This window comes from Rhodopirellula sp. MGV (assembly GCF_002251265.1).
GTDB classification, from domain to species: Bacteria; Planctomycetota; Planctomycetia; order Pirellulales; family Pirellulaceae; genus Stieleria; species Stieleria baltica_A.
The window spans coordinates 104,877-125,795 of the sequence record NZ_NPDI01000067.1 but is presented as its reverse complement, the minus strand read 5'-3'; the positions used below and the strand labels follow the sequence as shown (position 1 = coordinate 125,795).

Sequence of the window (20,919 nt, the reverse complement as noted above, 5' to 3'; positions counted from 1 at the left end):
CTTCGTGATTCGCACTCCCTGATTGGCATTCTCATGGCAGCTCAACCGACACGCGATCTTTCGTCGGCACGCGAAACCATCTACCAAGCCATTTCCGCCATCCGGTTGGTGGACCCGCACACCCACATCAATCCGCACTCGGCTGGCTCGCGCACCCTGGCTGACATCCTCGGATACCACTACTACACCGAGCTGGTCCACTCGGCGGGCATGCCACGCCTGGAAATCGAAGAGCCCGGCATCGAGCCCCGCGAGTTGGTTCGCCGCATGGTGAACGGCCTGGGAAATATCACCAACACTGCGAACTACCACTGGCTCCTGCAAATCTGCCGCGAGTTCTTTGACTTTACCGACGACGCGATCACGCCTGACAACTGGGAAGCGTTGTACGATCGATCCGAAGAAAAAATGGCATCGGCCAATTGGGCCCAAACCGTTCTTGATCACAGCAACGTCGAAGCCGTCTTTTTGACCAACGATTTCGACGACGACCTGGACGGTTTTGACACCAACACTTACATCCCTTGCCTACGCACGGATGACTTGGTGTTCCACCTCGCCAAACCCGAAGTCCAAGATCGCCTCGAACGCTGCAGCGGCGTTTCGCTGGACGGATCACTCAACAGCCTGCGTGCCGCGATCCGACAACGCTTCGTGCACTTCGTTTCAAAAGGCGCCCGGGCCTGTGCGATTTCGATCCCGCCGACGTTCCAACCAATGATGGTGAGCGACGGCCGCGCACAAAAGGCACTCGATTCGGTTCTTAGCAATGGCGTTCAAGCAAACGCGGAAGACATCGCCGCTCTGTCGCGGCGAGTCTTCTGGACCCTCGCTGAACTATGTGACGAATTCGGTTTGCCGTTCGACTTGATGATCGGCGTCAACCGCGGTGTGTACCCCGGCGGCGTCTTTCAAGGCCAAGACCTCTATGACAGCCGCGTGTCATTGATTCAGTACCGCCACCTGTTCAACACGTTTCCGAAAGTCAAGTTCCCTGTCTCGGTGTTGGCCAGCGTGACTAACCAAGAACTGGTCAGCTACAGCTGGATCTTCCCCAACGTGATCACCAACGGCCACTGGTGGTATAGCAACACACCGTCGTTCATTCACCGTGATGCCGCTGCTCGCTTGGAAGCCGTCCCACGCAACAAACAAATCGGCTACTACAGCGACGCCTATAAGCTGGAATTCGTCCTGCCCAAATTCGACATGTACCGTCGCATCCTTGCCCGCGTTTTGGCTGACGAGTTCGTCGGCGAGAATGGCTGGAGCGAAGAGAAAGCGATCGAACTCGGCCGGCAAGTCCTACGCGGCAACGTCGACGAAATCTTTCGCGCTCCCGACGCGTCAAGAATCACTGAGGCTAAAACAGAAGACTCGCCTTTCGTGCAAATGCCAAGCAGCGGCAATGTCAGCGACTTGGACCTGGACCCGGTCCCCTCCGATGAAGAAATCGAAGGCTCCGGCGTCAACGATGTTTTATTGACCGAATTGCGAAGCGAATTCGGCGCCACCGCATTGGATCACGAAATTGACGCGGTGCCGCTGAATGTCGGTGACCTGCTGGGTGATGAAAATCCGTCTGGCCCTGATGCCCCCGGATCGCAGATTCACCCGATTGCCGGGGATGGAGAATTCACCCCCGACAGCGATTCGATGATGTTGCGTCCCGACCCGATGACGGGAGAGTTACACTTTCCCGTCGATGAAGACGCTGACAAGCCTGACAACGCCTAGCTGGCGATGATGCGATTGATCGCGTTCAGCATCGCCAGGATCGTGCTTTCGACACTGTCAGTGCTGACCCCAACCCCGCGGTATAGCTTGCCTTTGTACTCGACTTCCAAGTTGACTTCGCCTTGAGCGTCGCGGCCCAAAGTCGCACTGCGAACGCGGAACTCTTTGCAAATCAGCTCCAACCCGGTGATCTGCTCGACGGCCCAGAACGCGGCGTCGATCGGGCCATCACCTTCCGATACCTCGACCGATTTTTCTTCGGTGCCGTTGGACAACGTCAGCTTCACGCAAGGACGCTTGGCGGTCGAACTGGATACTTCATAGCTGACCAACGACCATGCTTGCCCGCTCGCGGTGCTGATCTCTTGTTGGACCAACGCGACGATGTCGCCGTCATAGATCTCTTTCTTTTTGTCCGCCAAGATTTTGAACTGCTCGAACACTCGTTGCAGTTCTTCGCCTTCAAGATGAAAGCCCAACGTTTTGGCACGGTCGGCCAGTGCGGCGCGTCCGCTGTGTTTGCCCAAGACCAAATCGGTTTTGACAAAGCCGACTTCTTCGGGCGACATGATTTCGTACGTGCTGCGTTCCTTCAGCATCCCGTCTTGGTGAATGCCTGACTCGTGCGCGAACGCGTTGCGACCGACGATCGCCTTGTTGCGTTGCACGTTGATGCCGGTCACCTTGCTGACCAACCGGCTGATCGGAACCAAGCGTTTTGAATCGATCCGCGTGGTGCACTGATAAAAATCACTGCGTGTTTTCATTGCCATCACGACTTCTTCCAAGGCCGCGTTACCGGCACGCTCGCCGATCCCGTTGATCGTGCATTCGATCTGGCCGGCACCAGCGGCAACCGCCGCCAGGCTGTTCGCCACAGCCATTCCTAAGTCGTCGTGACAGTGTGTGCTCAATACCGCCTTATCGATGTTAGGAACCCGGTTGCGCAACATTTGGAAGATCTTATAGACCTCCTCGGGCGTGATGTATCCGACGGTGTCCGGCACATTGATAGTTGTCGCACCGGCATCGATCGCCGCCTCGACCACACGACACAAGAAGTCGTGCTCGGTACGACAAGCGTCTTCGGGCGAAAACTCGATGTCTTCGCAACGACTGCGAGCCAACTTGACACCCTCGACCGCCCGCCGAACGATCTCGTCCGGCGTCATCCGCAGCTTGAATTCGCGGTGAATCGCACTGGTCGCCAAGAACACGTGGATCCGACCTTGCGCCGCCGGTGCGATCGCGTCCGCGGCCCGCATGATGTCTTTTTCATTGCACCGCGCCAGACCACAGATCGTCGACGTCTTGATCGCCTGGGCGATTTGCTTGACCGATTCAAAGTCGCCGGGGGAAGCGATCGGGAACCCGGCCTCGATGATGTCGACGCCAAGGTCAGCCAGTTGATGGGCGACTTCCAGTTTCTCGTTCAGGTTCATGCTCGCGCCTGGCGATTGCTCACCGTCACGCAGCGTGGTGTCGAAAATCCGAATGTGGCGTTTTTCGCTTGCCGATTCGGCGCCCACATTCGACTCTACAACCGCAGACTCGTCGGCCGCAGGGGTACTGGAAGAACTCATCGCATCATTTCCTGTGCATTTAAAAAGTTGAGCGTGGAATGTTATCAGTCTGTCGGAGGTTGAAAAGATCGCCACCGCACCGCGGCGGTAAACAGCGATTTCAGGGGCCTCGTTTTTGCCTCAGAGCCATCTGTAGAAAACAAAAAAGCCCGAGTCCGGATTGCCGGGACTCGGGCTTTTGCTGTGTTTCGTTTGATTGCGTTTCTTAACGCTTCACTGGAACGGTGCAAACCCTCATCTCCGGCCCGCGAGCAATTAGCCCGAGCAGTAGGAGTAGTAGTAGAGGTAGCAGGTTCAATAGCGTCATGTTCGTAGGATAGGTCGGGTCGACCGGCAAAGTCAAGTGAAAGTTCCACCACCGACGGAAAGCCAGTCGCTGCGGCTTCGATCAAACGAAGGCAAAATGGTGAGTGCTAGCTGTCTTTTCGGCCGTTTTCGGCACCAACTTGAGCGATCTAGCCCGCACAAGCGACCAGCACTTGATGCTAAGTCACGCCATGGACGGCTTCGGTTCGCGCCGGCCCCGGAACATTTGCCCGCTGTGAATTGCGGATTTCTTCACGCAACTCTAAATCGGTCATCATTAATTCTTGCTCGTGCTGCCACCACGCAATCGCAAAATCGACGATGGCAAAGAACAACACCGTGCCCCCCAGCCATACCGAGCAACCCACTAGCAATTCGAACACGCTGGCTCCCGCCCCGGCCAGCGGCAACTGTCCCAGTCGCACGATTGCTGGCATGGAACCTTGGACATACATCGCCGAAACCGACACGATCGCGGTCAACTTCAACAGCGACACGCAGAAACGCAACTGTGCCTGTGTGCCAAGCACTGACTTCATTCGCTTTGCCGGCGAAAACCGATCGAGCGAGGGCGCGAACCGCGACAACACCACACGTCCCTGTGTCTGCGCCAACCCGCTGGCTATCGCGACAAACATCAGACCGATCATGAGAGGCAACAGAACCAACAGGCCCGCGATGATCAGCGAACTCAACCGCGCAACAACGTCGCTCGTTTCAATCGAAAGCGACGCTTGCTGCTGAAACGCCGATTCGATCGTGTGCTTCAGAAATCTCGCAATCTGGGGCCCCGTCCACGAAAGGATTCCACTGGCACTCAGCAGAGTCGACGCCGAAATCAATTCGCGGCTGTTCGGTCCCCTGCCCTGCTCTTTCGCCTGCTGACGTTTCTTTGGCGTCGGCGGATGGATCTTTTCACTCATTGCCGAAGCGTTGCCTTGAACTGGCCAAGCGTCTCGGCAAACTCGGTCTCAAAAATAAGACCGACCGATCCGATGGTCAGCCCCAACACGACAAGTGCAGCCAACACGTTCAAGTTGATCCCGACAGCGATGACATTCAATCCTGGGATCGCGCGGCTGATCAACGCAACAATCACATTCGATAACAAGATGCACGCCAAACAAGGCGCAGCAATCCGAATCCCCGACTCGCATCCCATCGTCAACGGATCGATCAGCAGCGACAACATTCCCGCTTGATCGGCAACCGATTGTGTTGCCATCGACAGTGGCGGCACCTGGCCAAAGCTATCCAGCAGCGCGCTGACCAAAATCCGATGGCCACCGATCGCAAAGAACAGGCATGTCACCAACAGCCCGATCAATCGAGAAAACTGCGGAACACTCGCGCCGGTCGACGGATCCGCCGTCGTCGCCAGTTGCATCCCAGTGCTGCTGGAAACCAACTCGCCAGCCAACTGCATGCCGCTGATCAAGAACTGTGCGATGCCACCAATCACCATGCCGAGAATGACTTCACGGACACCGCCAACCGACCACTTGGTGATCTGTGGTAGGCCAATTTCTTCGGCGGAAGTAACGCTCTCGAAGACCGACGCATCAGCCGAACGCATCACCGACGGGGCCAAGACAACCGTCATCACGACGATCAATGCGAGACGCATTCGTACGGGGATTCCGACGCACAATCCGGGCATCGCCAAAACAAGTCCGCCTAATCGAAGTGCGACCATCGCGGCGACAACTGGTAGCGCCGCGAACGAAGGAACCGAAAAGAAGTTGTAGACTTGGTCAAGCATCGAAACTGTCTTTGCGAACGCCGCCTTCGAAACGTCTAAAACCCGCCGCTTGCAAACAACGTTCCCGCGAAATCCATCATTCGCGACAACATCCAAGGCAAACACGCCAGCAGTACCAAACTTGAAACGACCAGTTTCGGAACAAACGAGATCGATTGATCTTGAACCTGAAACAACGTTTGCACCAATCCGCTCAACAACCCTGTCGCCGCTCCAGCCAATAACACCGGTGCGGCCAACAATGCGGCAAGCAACAACGCTTGTCGGCAAAGGTCTACGGCTTGGTTGGCGTCTAACATGGGTGAAGTCTTCCTAGGCGAACCGATGACGCATCAAACGAAACTATTGAGAAGCATTCCGGCAACTTGATGCCAGCCGTCGACAAGAACAAACAACAACAACTTCAGTGGCATCGAGATCATCGCGGGTGGCAACATGAACATCCCCATCGACATCGTCACACTGGCAACGACCAGATCGATTACCAGGAAAGGCAAAAAGATCGAGAAGCCCATCAGGAACGCGACCTTCAATTCGCTGATCACGAACGCAGGCAACATCACCCGCATCGGAATGTCGGCAAACGTGCTCGGCCGGGCGCCTTCAGGAAACGCGTGCCGGTAAAACAAAAAAATGTCTTCGACGTTCTTTGCCGTTGTGATCTGATTGGCCATGAACTCACGCACCGGCAAGGTGCCCAGTTCGTAGGCTTCGCTAATTGCCATCCCCGATTCAGGATCGCTGTATGGCTCGATAGCTTCGTCATAGACTCGCGTCCAAACGGGTGTCATCACCAGCATGGTCATGAACAGCGAGATGCTGGTCAGCACTTGAGTCGGCGGCAAAGACTGCACACCGATCGCTTGCCGCAATAACGACAGCACGACGATGATTCGCACATAACAAGTCGTCATCAACAGGACCGCCGGCGCCAAGCTGACCACTGATAGCAGCAGCATCGTTTGCAAACTGCCGCGAGCGTTCTCAGGACTGGCCCAAGAATTGGGTCCACCGGCGAACGTTTCCAACGCCTTCGCGGGAAGCGACGTGGGCTGATGATCTTCAGCACTCCCCTGCCCTACCCCGGACGGCTCCGGCAAGGCTTGTTGTTGTGACACGACGTCGTGATGGACATCAAGTTGCACTGGCACGGCCTTGAGCGACCGAACGACCGGCTGAGACAACGATAAGTCCCGCGTTTCGGCCGCGCATAGTGCCCCCGCAGGACGCAGCAACACGCCAATCAGCATCAGCGTCGCGATAGCCAACAGCCGAAGGGTTGGTGAATTCATAGCGTCCAGCAAGCACGTACAAGACCAAGACGTCCCCGTCGGCCGCCTCGAAGCCCGACTTTAGAGAAAATCCCAATTTCGCCGGAAGAGGAGTTTTCGCACGTCGAAATTGGTGCCTCGACGACAGAGGAGTCCGCATTGGTAGCACCGGTGCGGCAACGCCAACGCACAATCGGCACGATTGCCTCGGCCCCGGTGGAGTCCAGGTTGGTAGCTCGGGTGCAAACCCCGAGATCAGATGACGTCAACAAACAAAACCAAAACGCCCCGGAGGGGCCGACGGCGAAGGGAACACAACACCAAACGACGGCCCCTCCGGGGCGATGGATCTCGTTTGGTTCATGAGTCTCGGGGCTCCCGCCCCGAGCTATCGAAGACGGCCCCTCCGGGGCGGAAAACATCGGGATCCCACGGAACGCAAAACGCGATCGCATGCAACGCGTGAAATCAATCACACCAAACCCGTGTGAACAATCGCAAACGTCACGCACGAACAAACGCGCCCCCTAGTGAATGATCCGTATCAAACCGCGTACACGATCCGCACGAATGTCTCGACTCCGGAGGAGTCCACGTTGGTAGCTCGGGGTGCTAACCCCGAGATCAGTCGACATCAAAAACAAAACGCCCCGGAGGGCCGACGGCGAAGGGGTCTCGAACTCAACGACGGCCCCTACGGGGCGATGAATCTCGTTTGGTTCACGAGTCTCGGGGCTCCCGCCCCGAGCTATCGAAGTCGGCCCCTCCGGGGCGAAAATATCGGGATCCATGGAACGCAAAACGCGATCGCATGCATCGCGTGAGATCAATCTCAACAAACCCCGTATGAATAATCGCAAACGTCACGCACGAACAACCGCGACAACCCCGCGTGAATGATCCGTATCAAACCGCGTACACGATCCGCGCGAATGCCTCGACTCCGGAGGAGTCTGCGGCGGTAGCTCGGGGTGCAAACCCCGAGAACCGATGGCATCAACAAACAATCCGCCCCGGAGGGGCCGACGGCGAACGAATCACAAACTGACCACGCCGACTCCGATTATGTCACGATCGATTCGACCAAGGGTTTGAACCAATCTTCGTAACTGCCGAATGTTGGGCCGGGTAAGGCGACTTGGCTTTTGTCGGCGAAGGTTACTTGGCAATCACTGCGGATGTATCCTGATTGCTTGCTGAACGTTGCATCGCTCCACGGGCAAACACTGTGGACATGCAACATCCAGCATGCCGGCGTCTCCTCGATCGAAAAACACACCAACTCGCCTTTCAAACGCAACACACACACCGCATCGTTCGCCGCGAGTTTCGCTTGCGGTGCCGCGGTCCACTTGCCACTACAAAACAACGCGTGCGGTCGCTCGATGGCAAACCATTGGCAAATCGAAACAACGGCATCAATGACAGACGGCGGCGCCGAACGCGCGATCAAATTATTCGACAACTGCTTGCGGTACTGTGCGACGATCGCCTCGGGATCAGATCGCAAAAAATATGCCGTCACCCGCAACACACTTTCCTTCGTCTGCTTCGGCAACTCGATTGACTCCCCCGGCGTTAGCCTTACCGGGGTCTCCGATGCCGACGGTACTCGCAACCCGGCGGCGATCGCCGACAAATCCTCTTGAAACATCGTCGCAAGCTCGCTGCCTGGCACGATTTCTGGTGGGTGATACAGGAACGGTGGGTCTTCGACCAACTGCCCCAGATACTTTTGTTGCGTGTCGAGGTGCACCTGCTGCCAACACTTCGTCGGTGTCAATGTTTTCTCGAGCACCGCCGGTTCGTCGCCAAGATGTTCGAGCGCAAACGCGGCCAACGCCCACACGGCTCGCTGACGCAACTCGTTCTCGTCTCCTTGCACCGATTCGGCACGGAACTGAATTTCCAATCGAGCACTGGTGTCGTGCTGCCACTGCTCAATCGCATCTGCTTGATTGCGTGGGGCCTTGGCACCGTTCAACACATGTGCCAACAAGAACTCTTCCAGCTTTTCAGCGACGACCGTTCGATCGGCCAAGGAGAGCGATGCCGACGGATGGTACTGATCGGGTCGCGAAGATGCTTTGTTTGCCAATTGACGCATCAGAGAGACGCGCCCGTATTCATCTTTGAAATTCAGGACCGCCAACTGCCGCATCGCTTCCATTCGCGCCGTATCCGACAGATTCAATCGACTGGCCAAGTGCACTAGCTCGACACCGTACACCCAATGGATATCACGGTAACGCACCATCGGCGAATAAATCGACGCGACTTCGACCGCGACAATTTCCACCAACAACCGGATCAGCCCGACCGCTTGCTGGTCGAGCACATGCTGACCAAGTTTCGATGCACCATAAGTCGTCGCCTTGCTGGCCGCCCACCAAGCTGCCATCGTGATCGGGTTGGTACTCACAACGATACGCCCCGCCAACCACATCGTTGATGCGATATCCAAATAAGGTTTGGCAGACTTGTACAAGCCGAAGGTTTTGACCGCTTGCGTGACCAATTTGTAGATCGACTGAAAGTCATACGTGGCCAGGGACACAGGCAGACTTTCGACGGCAACCAACAAACGCAACGAAGCTCGACCGGCGGCACGCGAGATCGCTTCAACGTTCGTCCTCAGCAGCGGAGCCGGATCACCCGGTCGATAAATCGCGGCAACGTCTGAAACCAACAGAAACAAGTCATCGCGAATTTTGTCCGTTTTAAAGACGTAGCCTTCGTCAGTCTTTTCGCGATAGGTGTCGTTTTTGATGCTGTCGAAAAGCTCGTGGGTTTTTGCATCGATCAGCGCCACGAGTGCCTTGTCGTGCGATTGCAACGGATCCGATGACTTCGGCACCAACCGTTCACGATCAGCCTGAGGACGAAAACTGATTGCGTCGGGAAACTGCATCCACTGCTGCAGTGCCATGGCGCGATCGGCTAGCTGTTTCGATTGGATTTGTAGCGTTTCAGATTGATGCTCAATCCATTGACGCAATTCTTCGTCGGTAACTTCGGTATTTTTACCAGACGAATCGGAACTCCCTGCCCTGCCCTTTCCACCTTCGCCCGAACGGGACTTGTCCGAGCCAAGTTGCCCCAATCGAATCGCATCGGCGATCGCGGACGACAAGACAACTAAACCCAATGCACCCTGACCGGTTGCCGGTAAATCGGTGTCCAGAACCGCATTCGTGACCAACACCGCGGCAGCAACCATGGCGGTGATCAACGAAAAAACCGGTAACCGGCGAATGGTCTCGTGACGTAAACCTGTCATCCCTAGGCTCTGAAAGCGGACGATAAGCGATCGATTTTCCTTCGATTTCGTACTCAACTGTCGAAGGCGAGCTTTCCACCTCTGTTGCGGACCATCCGTGGTACCTTACATGGCACTTTTGGGCACACCAGCCGCCGCAATATGAAAGCTTTGTTAGTGATGACTCGATTATCCATAGATTTGTTTACACTACCACTGTCTATCGGGACTTGGCGGACCCGTGAGGATATTCACCGTGCAGAATTACGACCGTGCAGCACTGTCAGGCCAGCGTGGGTTATTTCGACCCTGTATGCTAGACAGTGTGATGCGAGACATCATGGGAAGAAGGTGTCTGGCCACACGTCGAATTGCAGTCTCACCGAGCCGTCATGCAAGAACAAGCTTCAGGAAAATCGTTTCAGCGACAGTCTCAGTCATCGATACCATCGCTGCCGAATTACCAGACCGATGGATTTTACGACGAACTGGTCAATGATCAAAACTTGGCACGTCCGGACACCGAAGAACTGGTGTCCCTGTTCAATCGCTTAAAACCCGCTGAACTGTTCCGTCGGCAACAAGCGATCGAAAAATCGCTGTACCAGATGGGAATCACGTTCACCGTTTACAGCGATTCCGCAGGTACCGAGAAAATCTTCCCGTTTGATGTCGTCCCGCGGATCGTTTCGGCGATGCTGTGGAAACACATCGATGCCGGTTTGAAACAGCGGATTCGGGCGCTCAATCGCTTCTTGTGCGACATTTACAACGAACAAGCGATTGTCAAAGACGGGATCATTCCACGTGTCCTGATCGAAAGTTCGCCAGCGTATTTGAAAGAGTGTCAGGGTTTGGCACCGTTCAATGACGTCTGGTGTCACATCACCGGGACGGACTTGATCCGTGACAACGAAGGCACCGTCTACGTCCTCGAAGACAACCTGCGTTGCCCATCAGGCGTGTCATACGTGCTGCAAAACCGGCACGTGATGAAACGCAACTTCCCGCAGGTCTTCGGTGCTTCGCGAGTCCGCCCGGTATCGGATTACAGCTGGCGTCTGTTCGACTTGCTTCGCGGGATTGCTCCGCCGCACGTCGATAACCCAGCGATCGTGGTGCTGACCCCGGGCATTTATAACAGCGCGTACTACGAACACTCGTTCCTAGCCCAAAACATGGGCGTTCGATTGGTCGAAGGACGTGACTTGGTGGTCGAAAACGACTTCCTTTACATGCGAACAACCGGCGGGCTGAAACGAGTCGACGTGATTTACCGACGAATCGACGACGCCTTCCTGGACCCTAAAACCTTCCGCAAAGACAGCGTGCTGGGTGTTAAAGGCCTGATGGACGTTTACCGCGCCGGTAACGTCAGCTTGGCAAACGCACCAGGAACCGGGATCGCGGACGACAAGGTCATCTATGCCTTCGTCCCCGACATGATTCGCTATTACCTGGACGAAGAACCGATCCTGCCGAACGTTCCTACCTACGTTTGTCAAAAGGACGACGACCGGAAATACGTTCTCGAACACATGGACGAACTGGTCATCAAAGCGGCTGGTGAATCCGGCGGATATGGCGTTTTGATCGGTCCTCATGCGACGAAAGAACAACGCGAAGAATACGCCGCGAAGATCAAAGAAAACCCGCGTAACTGGATCGCGCAGCCAACACTGCAGCTCTCCCGCGTTCCGACACTGATCGACGGCCAACTCGAAGGCCGTCACGTCGACCTGCGTCCCTACATCCTGTGCCGTCGACAAGAGACGTGTGGGTGTTGCCAGGCGGATTGACTCGGGTCGCGCTTCGCAAAGGCTCGCTGGTCGTCAATTCATCGCAAGGCGGCGGCAGTAAAGACACCTGGGTCGTGGCCGAAGAAGGCCAGCAAGTCGCCTCGCCCAAGAACGGACTCAAACCCGTTCAACCGGTCGACAAGATGCCGCCGATTGACACTGTGTAAACGCGCCGCGATCTCCTCTTCTTCCGAACCACCCTCCGGTCCACGCTAGCCTCCATGCTTTCCCGAGTCGCCGAATCAATTTATTGGATGAGCCGTCAGGTCGAACGGGCTGAAAACCTCGCCCGGTTCATCGAAGTCACCCTTCACATGACGCTGGAACAGGCGGAATACATTGTCGAGCCCTGGGAACCGTTGGTGCAAGTCACCGGCGACAACGAGTGGTTCTTGGCGAAGTATGGAAAGCCGGACCGACAAAATGTCGTTCAGTTCTTAGCGTTCGACGAAGAATACCCGAACTCCATGCTTAGCTGTCTGCGGGCCGCACGTGAAAACGCACGCGGCGTCCGCGAGATGATTTCCACCGAGGCGTTCCGCGAACTGAACAGTTTTTATCACTTCGTCTGCGAAGGCAGCACGCCGCAACTGACCAGTGATCCGACGGAACTGTTTTTTGACCACGTCCGCAGCCAAGCGTTGATGTGGAGTGGCGTGATGGAAAACACCATGACGCACGACCTCGCTTGGCAATTCATCAACCTTGGTCGCATGTTGGAACGCGCCGACAAGACGTCGCGAATCTTGGATGCAAAGTATTTCAACTTGCTACCCAGCGTCGATGACGTCGGTACCGCCGTTGACGATTTGCAGTGGTCAACTTTGCTGTTGGCGATCAGTGGCTTCGAAGCCTATCGTCGTGAACACCACTTGGTTGACGTCGAAAAAATCGTCGCGTTCTTTTTGTTTCATCGCTCCTTCCCACGCAGCGTTTATTACTGCGTGGCGGCAGCGGACTGGTCCCTGCGAGAAATCGAAAAGGTCTCCGGTGCCGACCGCCCGGGCGAAGCCAAACAACGCATCTCTGCACTTCGTCACCGCTTGAAAAATACGAACGTCAAGGAAGTCATCGCCGGCGGCATGCACGATTTTATTGATCGTTTGCAACTTGAACTTAATGCCATCGGTGAATCGCTCGGCCGCGACTACTTTCACAACACTGGAACCTCATGACGATCCGAGTCGCACTCCACCACAAGACCCAGTACAAATACGACAAAGCAATCGGACTTGGACCTCAGTTGGTGCGACTTCGACCTGCTTTTCACAGCCGCACGAAGATCGCATCGTACAACTTGAAGGTCGAGCCAGAGGAGCACTTCCTCAACTGGCAACAAGACCCGTTTGCGAATCCAGTCGCGCGATTGGTCTTTCCTAAAAAGGCAACCCAGTTTTCGATCACCGTCGACTTGCAAGCCGACATGACGGTTATCAACCCCTTCGATTTTTTTATCGAAGAGGGTTCTGATTCGTGGCCGTTCGAATACTCGCCTACCGTAAAAGTTCAGCTCGCACCCTACTTGGATGCCGAGCCGTTGACGCCGCAGTTTCAAGAATGGCTGCGTGAAGTCCCCGAAAAAAGCGAACGAGTGATCGACTTTCTGGTTGACGTCAATCGCTATGTCCAACGTTCGGTGAACTACACCGTCCGCATGGAACCCGGTGTGCAAACCCCGGAAGAGACGTTGACCTTAGCCAGCGGATCGTGTCGCGATTCGGCGTGGATGCTGGTCCAAGCGTTTCGAAACATTGGGATGGCCGCGCGATTCGTGTCAGGTTACCTGATCCAGCTCGCACCCGACGAAAAACCGATCGAAGGCCCCGAAGGTCCTGTCGCTGACTTCTGTGACTTGCACGCCTGGACCGAAGTCTATCTGCCCGGCGCTGGCTGGGTCGGCTTGGACCCGACCAGCGGATTGTTAGCCGGTGAAGGACACATCCCGCTGTCCTGTACGCCACACTATCGCGATTCCGCTCCGATTACTGGTGGCCACGAACCGGCCGAAGTCGAATTCGCACACGAGATGACCGTCACGCGGATCATCGAACAGCCTCGCACGACGAAGCCTTACCAAGACGAACAGTGGGAAGAAATCCTCTCGGCGGGTGACCGCATCGATCGGATGTTGTCCGAAGGTGACGTGCGATTGACCGTCGGCGGCGAACCGACCTTTGTCGGCATCGATGACACCGACGATCCGCAGTGGAACACCGATGCGGTGGGCGTTGAAAAACGTGTGCTCAGCAACGTGCTGCTGCTGAAGATGCGTGACGAAATAGCCCCCGGCGCGATGCTGCACTACGGCCAAGGCAAATGGTACCCCGGCGAATCGCTGCCGCGTTGGGCGCTGACTTGCATGTGGCGTCCCGACGGCGAACCGATTTGGCAAAATCCGAAGTACATCGCTGACGAAGGCAAGGATTATAAACTCAACCACGAAGACGCCGGTCGCTTCGTCAAGCATCTCTCTGGCGTACTGGGAATCGAATCGCGTTTGACTTTCCCTGTCTACGAGGACGTGTTTCATTACCTTTGGAAAGAACAGCGTTTGCCGATCGATGTCGACCCGGCCGACCCAAAACTAGACGACCCCAACGAACGTGCGATGATGATGCGCACGTTTACCCAAGGCATGGGAAAACCGATCGGGTTCGTCATGCCGCTGCGTCGTGCTTGGTGGCAAGCTCATCCCGGTTGGGTCGGCGGACGCTGGCCCGTTCGTGGCGACAAAATCTTTGTTATCCCTGGCGATTCGCCCATCGGTCTGCGATTGCCGTTGGACAGCCTGCCGGTCGGCTCACGCCCCGGGCCAACCAGTTCGCTGCCGTATGACCCGTTCGCATCACGCAACCCGTTGCCTTCGGTCCAAATTATTCGGCACGATCCCAAACGGATTCAACAAGTCCAAGAGCAACTGGACAAGGCGGACGATTCGGAAGTAAACCCGGAAGACGACGGCGAGATCATCCCAACTGCGTTGTGTGTCGAAGCTCGCTTCGGCCGCATCCATGTTTTCATGCCGCCAACCCAACGCTTGGAAGACTATCTCGATCTGCTTTCCGCCGTCGAAGAAACCTGCGTCGACTTGGACATGCCAATCGTCCTCGAGGGATACTTGCCGCCGCCGGATCACCGCGTCGAGCTGTTCAAGATTACGCCGGACCCTGGTGTCATCGAAGTCAACATCCAACCGACGTCCAACTGGAAAGAGCTGGTAGACCTGACAACATCGCTGTACCAACACGCACGCGAAAGTCGATTAACGGCACAGAAGTTCGACATCGACGGAACCCATACGGGAACCGGCGGTGGAGCTCACGTCGTCTTGGGTGGCAAATCACCGATGGACAGCCCATTTATCCGGCGTCCAGATCTGCTGGCTAGCATGTTGCGATTTTGGCACAACCACCCTGCCCTTTCGTATCTGTTCAGCGGCAAGTTTATCGGCCCAACCAGCCAAGCGCCGCGGATGGACGAAGCTCGTCGCGACAGCGTTTACGAAATGGAAATCGCGATGCGCGAGATGGAGACCTTTTATCAGAAAGGTCAAACCATCATGCCATGGACGGTCGACCGTTTGTACCGTGACTTGCTGGTTGACCTTACCGGCAACACGCACCGTGCAGAATTCTGCATCGACAAACTGTATTCGCCCGATTCCAGCACCGGTCGCTTAGGCTTGGTCGAGCTGCGTGGTTTCGAAATGCCACCGAACTCGCAAATGAATCTCGCCCAGCAATTGCTGATCCGAGGCATCATCGCGGCGTTTTGGAAGACGCCGTACAAAGCACCGCTGGCACGCTGGGGCACGGCCCTTTATGACCGGTTCATGCTCCCGCATTTCGTTTGGAATGACTTGGGCGAACTGCTATCGAAACTGCGTGACTGCGGCGTCAACTTGAAACACGAATGGTTCTTGCCGCACTACGAGTTCCGCTTCCCCAAAGTCGGCGATGCGATCTTCGGTGACGTCAAAGTCGAAGTGCGTAGCGCGATCGAACCTTGGTACTTGATGGGTGAAGAACCAGCATCGGGCGGCACCGCTCGTTTTGTCGATTCGTCATTGGAACGGCTTCAAGTCACCGTCGACGGATTCGATCCCGCTCGGCACGCGGTGCTTTGCAACGGACGCCGAGTCCCAATGCACCAAAGCCAAATCGCAGGTCGATACCTGGCGGGAATCAAATTCCGTGCTTGGCAGCCACCGCGTTGCTTGCACCCAACCATCCCAGTCGATGTGCCACTGCAGTTCGACATTGTCGATCGCGTGACACAGTTCTCGATTGGCGGTTGCCGCTATCATGCGGCTGACCCCAGCGGTCGGGCACACGAGATCTTCCCGATCAACGCCAACGAAGCCGAATCACGTCGCGCGGCAAGGTTCCAAACCGGAACACTGACCGGAGGCCGAATGTACATTCCTGAAATGCCACCGGTCGACTCGCCCAACGACTTCCCTGTGACCTTCGATCTCCGACGCTACCGGCACACGGTGTATTAACAGTAATACGTGATTTAACAAGCACGTGGATGTATCGCTCGCCGTCGCAATGATTGCGGGTCGGAAATTCGAATACCCGGCATAGGTATCGGAACATGTATCCCACACTCCGACCTGCAATGTTGCTGCGAGGGACGATCGGCTATCTGCTGATCGTCTTTCCGCTGGCCTATGTTTGGCATCTCGTCGCGTTTGAATCGACGTATCGTGAGCTTGGCTATTTCAGCCGTGAAGAACCGATCGTCGCATTCGGATTCGTAAGCGTTGTCTTGCAAGGTGTTCTGCTTTCGTTTCTTTATCCATTAATTTGCCGAACGTCGTCTGTTCTCGCCAACCTGTTTCTCTTTGTGTTGGTGATGGGTGGCTATCACTGGACGGTTCATGTGCTTGCCGAAGCTGCCAAACATCCAATCGAACCTTTATCGACTTGGTTTGCACTCGAATCAGCTTACTTGCTGATTCAATTCGCAAGTACCGGCTTGCTGTTTGCGGTAGTGCATCGATCAACAACAGTCGCTTCGAGTAGCTAACCAAGAATCACGCCGGCATAACCAACGACGCGTTGACGGTCGCCGCCCGCATCAGCACTGGTGGCATAGGCGATTTCTTCGCAAGTGACTTTTTTGCCCAGTCGCTTCATCACCATCAAGATCAATGCGGCAGGTAACTGACCACACATACTGACGTTTTCCGTTCGGCAAACCTCAAGCAACTTTGCGCCATCGCCACTTGCCAATGCGTCGAGAGCCAGGCGATCGCGACGGCGATTTTCGCTCTCCTCGGCAAAGTGATTCATGTCACTACTGACAACCAACAATGGCGGCTCAGCTTGTTCCGACCACCACTGAGCCAATTGATCGGCTGTCTTTTCCAATTCATCAACGGTGGCCCCATGCATTGCGATTGCGGTCAACTTTGTCGTTGGACACAGGCGATACATCAGCGGCAGCTGGACTTCGATGCCATGTTCGCGTGCATGGGCAGCCGAGTCGAGTTCGAAACCCTCTAACCGCTCCGCCAACTGCGTCGCCATTTCCTTGTCGCCGGAAAGCCCGGCCGTCTGACTGATCATCCAGCGTTCATACGGTGCGACGGCCCAATCCATGCCGTCCGGAGTGTGCTTGGGGCCGAGGATCAAAACACGTGAAGGCACGTTGATCCTCCGCCAAACTTCCGCAGCAACGCGACCACTGAACCGTAAACCTGCATGTGGCACCATCACCGCAAACACGTCACGTTTTTGAGGATTGTCAGAGCCTGCTGCGATCAATTGATCCACCATCGCTTCACGGGCGTTGTCTTCGGCCGGATAAAAGGCACCGGCGACGGCGGGTTGACGGATCGATTGCTTGTCATTTGGCTTGGGGCCCGTCGAAACGAACATCACGTCTGAACTCGCGCAGCAGGCCATCGAATAGGCTTGTGTCGGCGAACGAAACGATTCGCAATGAGCGGTTTGATGCAGCACTCGATCCAGCGGAACGCCGGCTTGATAGCCGATTGCCCATCGACGCTGGTCAGTCAAGATGATCGCTCGCTTGGCCGTTTCGAAGCCTCGCCAATCTGCATGCGACAAGTCACCATGATGATTGCAGTCAGTCAACACGGCGAATTCGATCGTCGACTGAAGTGGATCGGCACTTCCAAGCCAACCGGCAGCTCGCTGAGTCATCTGAAACAGCGTCGACTGCAACGGACGCGATTCTTTGAATCCGAGTTGCATCCATTGTTGCCGACCCAAAACCGGATGATCCACCACCAAGATCAAACCCAGCACCTCTGCATCGCTAAGGCCGGACGCGTAATACATGGGCGTCGCGCCGCTGCACATCGCAACTAAGTTTTGCCGAATCCATTGATGATAGGACACCACTTCGTCCGGACGCAGCAGCGACGCGCGTGTCGCGACCATTCGCGGATCGAGTTTCAGCGTGTCATCAAAATGGACACCGTCAAAAAGCATCAGCCGAGCATCATCGCGTTGCCAAGTTCCAGCCGGCAAACCAGCTTTGCGACAAACGGCATCCAAGAACTGTCGCGAATTCCATCCTTGTTCGGTCGCAACTTGCGGGAGCAACAGTCCGCTAGATTGGCCTAACGAGATCCGCAGCCCGTGCTTGCCGATTTCGATCGCCTCGGCGCGTTGATCACCGCGTTCGCTAATCTCTCGTGGTGGCCCAAGCAGTGAAACCGACAGATTCAAGTACGGCAACTCGGCCGCCGACAGCGGCGCCATCCTTGGGTCACGCGCGGTCCTGGTTGCGGAATGCCACATCGCTTCACCAAGTTTGACGGTGCTTCCCAGTTGTCCACAGCATCCGCGCAACGCACCTCCACGCTTGACGGTGAGGAAGACTCCGTCGACGAGCATCTCGGCCAGATCGCCAAGTGTCTGCATTCCAAACGAAGGATCCTGCCCCAGAACAGTCGATTGAATCATTTGCGATGCCGCATGAATGATTGTTTGCTTCTGGGGCTCAGTCAGCTGCGTAAAATCCGGCATCGTGTTCGCAAGACGAGGTGTTTGAATGGTAGGCAAGACGACCGATGGCAACCCAATCGGTTCAATTCGGACGCGCTGACGCCGAGCTCCCCAATCGCCAGCCTTCGCTTCGAAAACGCCGGGTATGGGGTGATCACAATGTGCACAGCGATCATGACGGAGCGAGTATTGCCCAAGTTGATGCCAATCTCGTTCAATGATCAACCGTTGGCAATGATCACAGTAGGTACTCTGACGCTGCGTGTCGTGGACGTTTCCGAGATAAACATAGTTTAGTCCCACCCGCTTCGCGATCTCATACGACTGAATCAAACAATGGTGTTCTGTACGGTTTCGATCGGTCAGTCGAAAGTCAGGATGGAATGCCGTGAAGTGCAGTGGCACGTTCGGGCCAACATGATCGATTATCCATTCGCACATCGCTTCGATCTCACCTGGTGAGTCGTTGGCATCGGGAATGATCAGATTTGTTAGTTCGACCCAGCAATCGGTTTCGTTGCAAACCGCTTCGATCGTGTCGAGTACTGGCTGCAAATGCGAACCTGTCAACTTGAAATAGAACGACTCGGTAAACGCTTTCAAGTCGATATTGGCTGCATCCATCTGCCCAAAGAATTCGCTACGTGCCTCCGAGGTAATGTAGCCTGCTGTCACGGCAACCGCTTTGATGCCGGCTTCGCGGCAGGCGATTGCCGTATCAATCGCATACTCGGCCCAAATCACAGGGTCGTTGTAGGTAAATGCGACACTCCGGCATCCGTGTTTCGTTGCCGCGGCAGCAATTTCATTGGGCATCGCGCGATCACTTAACCGAGCGACTTCACGGCTTTTGGAGATATCCCAGTTCTGACAAAACTTGCAACCAAGATTACAGCCAGCGGTACCGAAGCTGAGCACCGGTGTGCCCGGCAAGAAATGATTCAAAGGCTTTTTCTCGATCGGATCGATGCAAAATCCGGTGCTTTTCCCATACGTATCGAGCACCATTTGACCGCCTTCATTCTTGCGGACAAAACAGAAACCACGATCCCCTTCGTGCAAATGACAGGCCCTCGGGCAGAGCTCGCAAAGCAATCTGCCATCTTCGGTTTTACGATACCACTGGGCTGCGTTGGTCATTTGACTTGCTTCTCCATCCCAACTTGAAATCAGGCATAATATGGCAATCGGTTGCGACCGAACCACTGCTTCGCTGCTCCCCTGCCCTGCCCTTCCCCTGGCCGACGAGACCTTCCCATCATGTCAATCGACCGCAGACGATTCTTAGCATTAGCCGGAACCATCACAGCCTCCGCCAGCGTTCAAATGGCAGCCAACGCGGCAACACCGCTTGCGTCTAATCCGATTGCCGTTTTTACGAAGCCATTTAATTCTCTATCGTTTGATCAACTGGCTGAATCGATGGCAGAGCTGGGCGTCGACGGGATCGAAGCCCCAATTCGTAGTGGCGGACATATTGATCCTATCAATGTAGTCGAACAGTTACCGCGACTTGTCGAAGCTTTGGCGAAGTGCAACTTGAAAGTCACGATCTTGACCTCCGACATCAATGACGCCGACGATCCCGCGACCGAGCGTGTCATTCGCACCGCGGCGACACTTGGAATCACGCGATACCGGATGAAGTATTTCCGATACGACGCCAAACAATCGGTGAAAGACCAACTTCAGGGCTGGAAGCCAAAGTTTAAAGCGCTCGCATCGCTCAACCATGATTATGGGGTCACCGGTTTGTATCAAAACCACGCCGGCACGAATTACTTGGGAGCACCAATTTGGGACTTGGCAGAAGTACTTGATGGAATCGAACCGAGTGACTTGGCGATGGCTTATGACATCCGTCATGCGACGGTCGAAGGCGGTACCAGTTGGCCAACGACGTATCGCATGATTCGCGATCATATCGACACTGTTTATGTGAAAGACTTTGTTTGGGAAAACGGGTCGGTGAACAACGTCCCACTCGGAACCGGCTTGGTTCAAGAGTCGTTTTTCGAGATGCTGAAATCAGACGGCTTTTCGGGGCCGATTTCGCTGCACGAGGAGTATTTGGATCATCGTCCGGCGGAACTGGTTCCGCAGCACCTTGCCGCCATCAGAGAGGACTTGGCCAAGCTTGACCACCTGCTGGGACGTGCTTGATCGCTGGCATCTTCGGACATGAGCCTTCTTAGGGGCTAAGCAGCGGATTGATC

At 55.6% G+C, this 20,919-nt stretch carries 12 protein-coding genes and 1 pseudogene; 6 read left to right on the top strand and 7 right to left on the bottom strand.

The features are described 5' to 3' along the window. Positions 1-33: 33 nt before the first annotated feature. Complete coding sequence (locus CGZ80_RS23095; protein ID WP_094418039.1) at positions 34-1,737, top strand: glucuronate isomerase; 1,704 nt, start codon at positions 34-36, stop codon at positions 1,735-1,737. On the opposite strand, the gene CGZ80_RS23090 is transcribed toward CGZ80_RS23095, so the two are convergent. The 6 genes from CGZ80_RS23090 to CGZ80_RS23060 form a co-directional block, all read right to left on the bottom strand. Further along, the gene (locus CGZ80_RS23090) at positions 1,734-3,320 is read right to left on the bottom strand and encodes a 2-isopropylmalate synthase (RefSeq protein ID WP_094418038.1); all 1,587 of its coding nucleotides are present in this window, start codon (positions 3,318-3,320) and stop codon (positions 1,734-1,736) included. The two genes, CGZ80_RS23095 and CGZ80_RS23090, sit on opposite strands and share 4 nt — an antisense overlap. A gap of 485 nt (positions 3,321-3,805) precedes the next feature. Next, positions 3,806-4,549 (bottom strand): EscU/YscU/HrcU family type III secretion system export apparatus switch protein, encoded by a 744-nt coding sequence (locus tag CGZ80_RS23085; protein ID WP_094418037.1) that lies wholly within the window; start codon positions 4,547-4,549, stop codon positions 3,806-3,808. Then, positions 4,546-5,388, bottom strand: coding sequence for a flagellar biosynthetic protein FliR (locus CGZ80_RS23080; RefSeq protein ID WP_094418036.1), 843 nt, complete (start codon positions 5,386-5,388; stop codon positions 4,546-4,548). Before CGZ80_RS23080 ends, CGZ80_RS23085 begins: the two co-directional genes overlap by 4 nt. A 35-nt stretch (positions 5,389-5,423) precedes the next feature. Then, positions 5,424-5,687 (bottom strand): flagellar biosynthetic protein FliQ, encoded by a 264-nt coding sequence (locus tag CGZ80_RS23075; RefSeq protein WP_094418035.1) that lies wholly within the window; start codon positions 5,685-5,687, stop codon positions 5,424-5,426. Positions 5,688-5,720: 33 nt separating this feature from the next. Beyond that, the gene (fliP, locus tag CGZ80_RS23070; protein ID WP_233148608.1) at positions 5,721-6,680 is read right to left on the bottom strand and encodes a flagellar type III secretion system pore protein FliP; all 960 of its coding nucleotides are present in this window, start codon (positions 6,678-6,680) and stop codon (positions 5,721-5,723) included. Positions 6,681-7,722: 1,042 nt separating this feature from the next. Continuing rightward, a complete protein-coding gene (locus CGZ80_RS23060) occupies positions 7,723-9,939 on the bottom strand; it encodes a hypothetical protein (protein WP_094418033.1) in 2,217 nt (738 codons plus the stop codon). 371 nt (positions 9,940-10,310) lie between these two features. Here CGZ80_RS23060 and CGZ80_RS23055 point away from each other — a divergent pair. The 4 genes and pseudogenes from CGZ80_RS23055 to CGZ80_RS23040 form a co-directional block, all read left to right on the top strand. Next, positions 10,311-11,800, top strand: a pseudogene (locus CGZ80_RS23055) (circularly permuted type 2 ATP-grasp protein); the annotation flags it as partial. 138 nt (positions 11,801-11,938) lie between these two features. Then, entirely contained in the window at positions 11,939-12,892 is a 954-nt protein-coding gene (locus tag CGZ80_RS23050) for an alpha-E domain-containing protein (protein ID WP_094418032.1), read from the top strand. Further along, positions 12,889-16,221, top strand: coding sequence for a DUF2126 domain-containing protein (locus tag CGZ80_RS23045; RefSeq protein WP_094418031.1), 3,333 nt, complete (start codon positions 12,889-12,891; stop codon positions 16,219-16,221). The genes CGZ80_RS23050 and CGZ80_RS23045 overlap by 4 nt, the downstream gene beginning before the upstream one ends. A 119-nt stretch (positions 16,222-16,340) precedes the next feature. Next, positions 16,341-16,751 (top strand): hypothetical protein, encoded by a 411-nt coding sequence (locus tag CGZ80_RS23040; RefSeq protein ID WP_094418030.1) that lies wholly within the window; start codon positions 16,341-16,343, stop codon positions 16,749-16,751. Here CGZ80_RS23040 and amrS read toward each other — a convergent pair. After that, positions 16,748-19,843, bottom strand: a complete 3,096-nt coding sequence (gene amrS / locus CGZ80_RS23035) for an AmmeMemoRadiSam system radical SAM enzyme (RefSeq protein WP_094418029.1) — start codon at positions 19,841-19,843, stop codon at positions 16,748-16,750. The two genes, CGZ80_RS23040 and amrS, sit on opposite strands and share 4 nt — an antisense overlap. 120 nt (positions 19,844-19,963) lie before the next feature. Between amrS and CGZ80_RS23030 the strand changes: the two genes are divergently transcribed. Continuing rightward, the gene (locus CGZ80_RS23030) at positions 19,964-20,866 is read left to right on the top strand and encodes a sugar phosphate isomerase/epimerase family protein (RefSeq protein WP_094418028.1); all 903 of its coding nucleotides are present in this window, start codon (positions 19,964-19,966) and stop codon (positions 20,864-20,866) included. Positions 20,867-20,919: the final 53 nt, after the last annotated feature.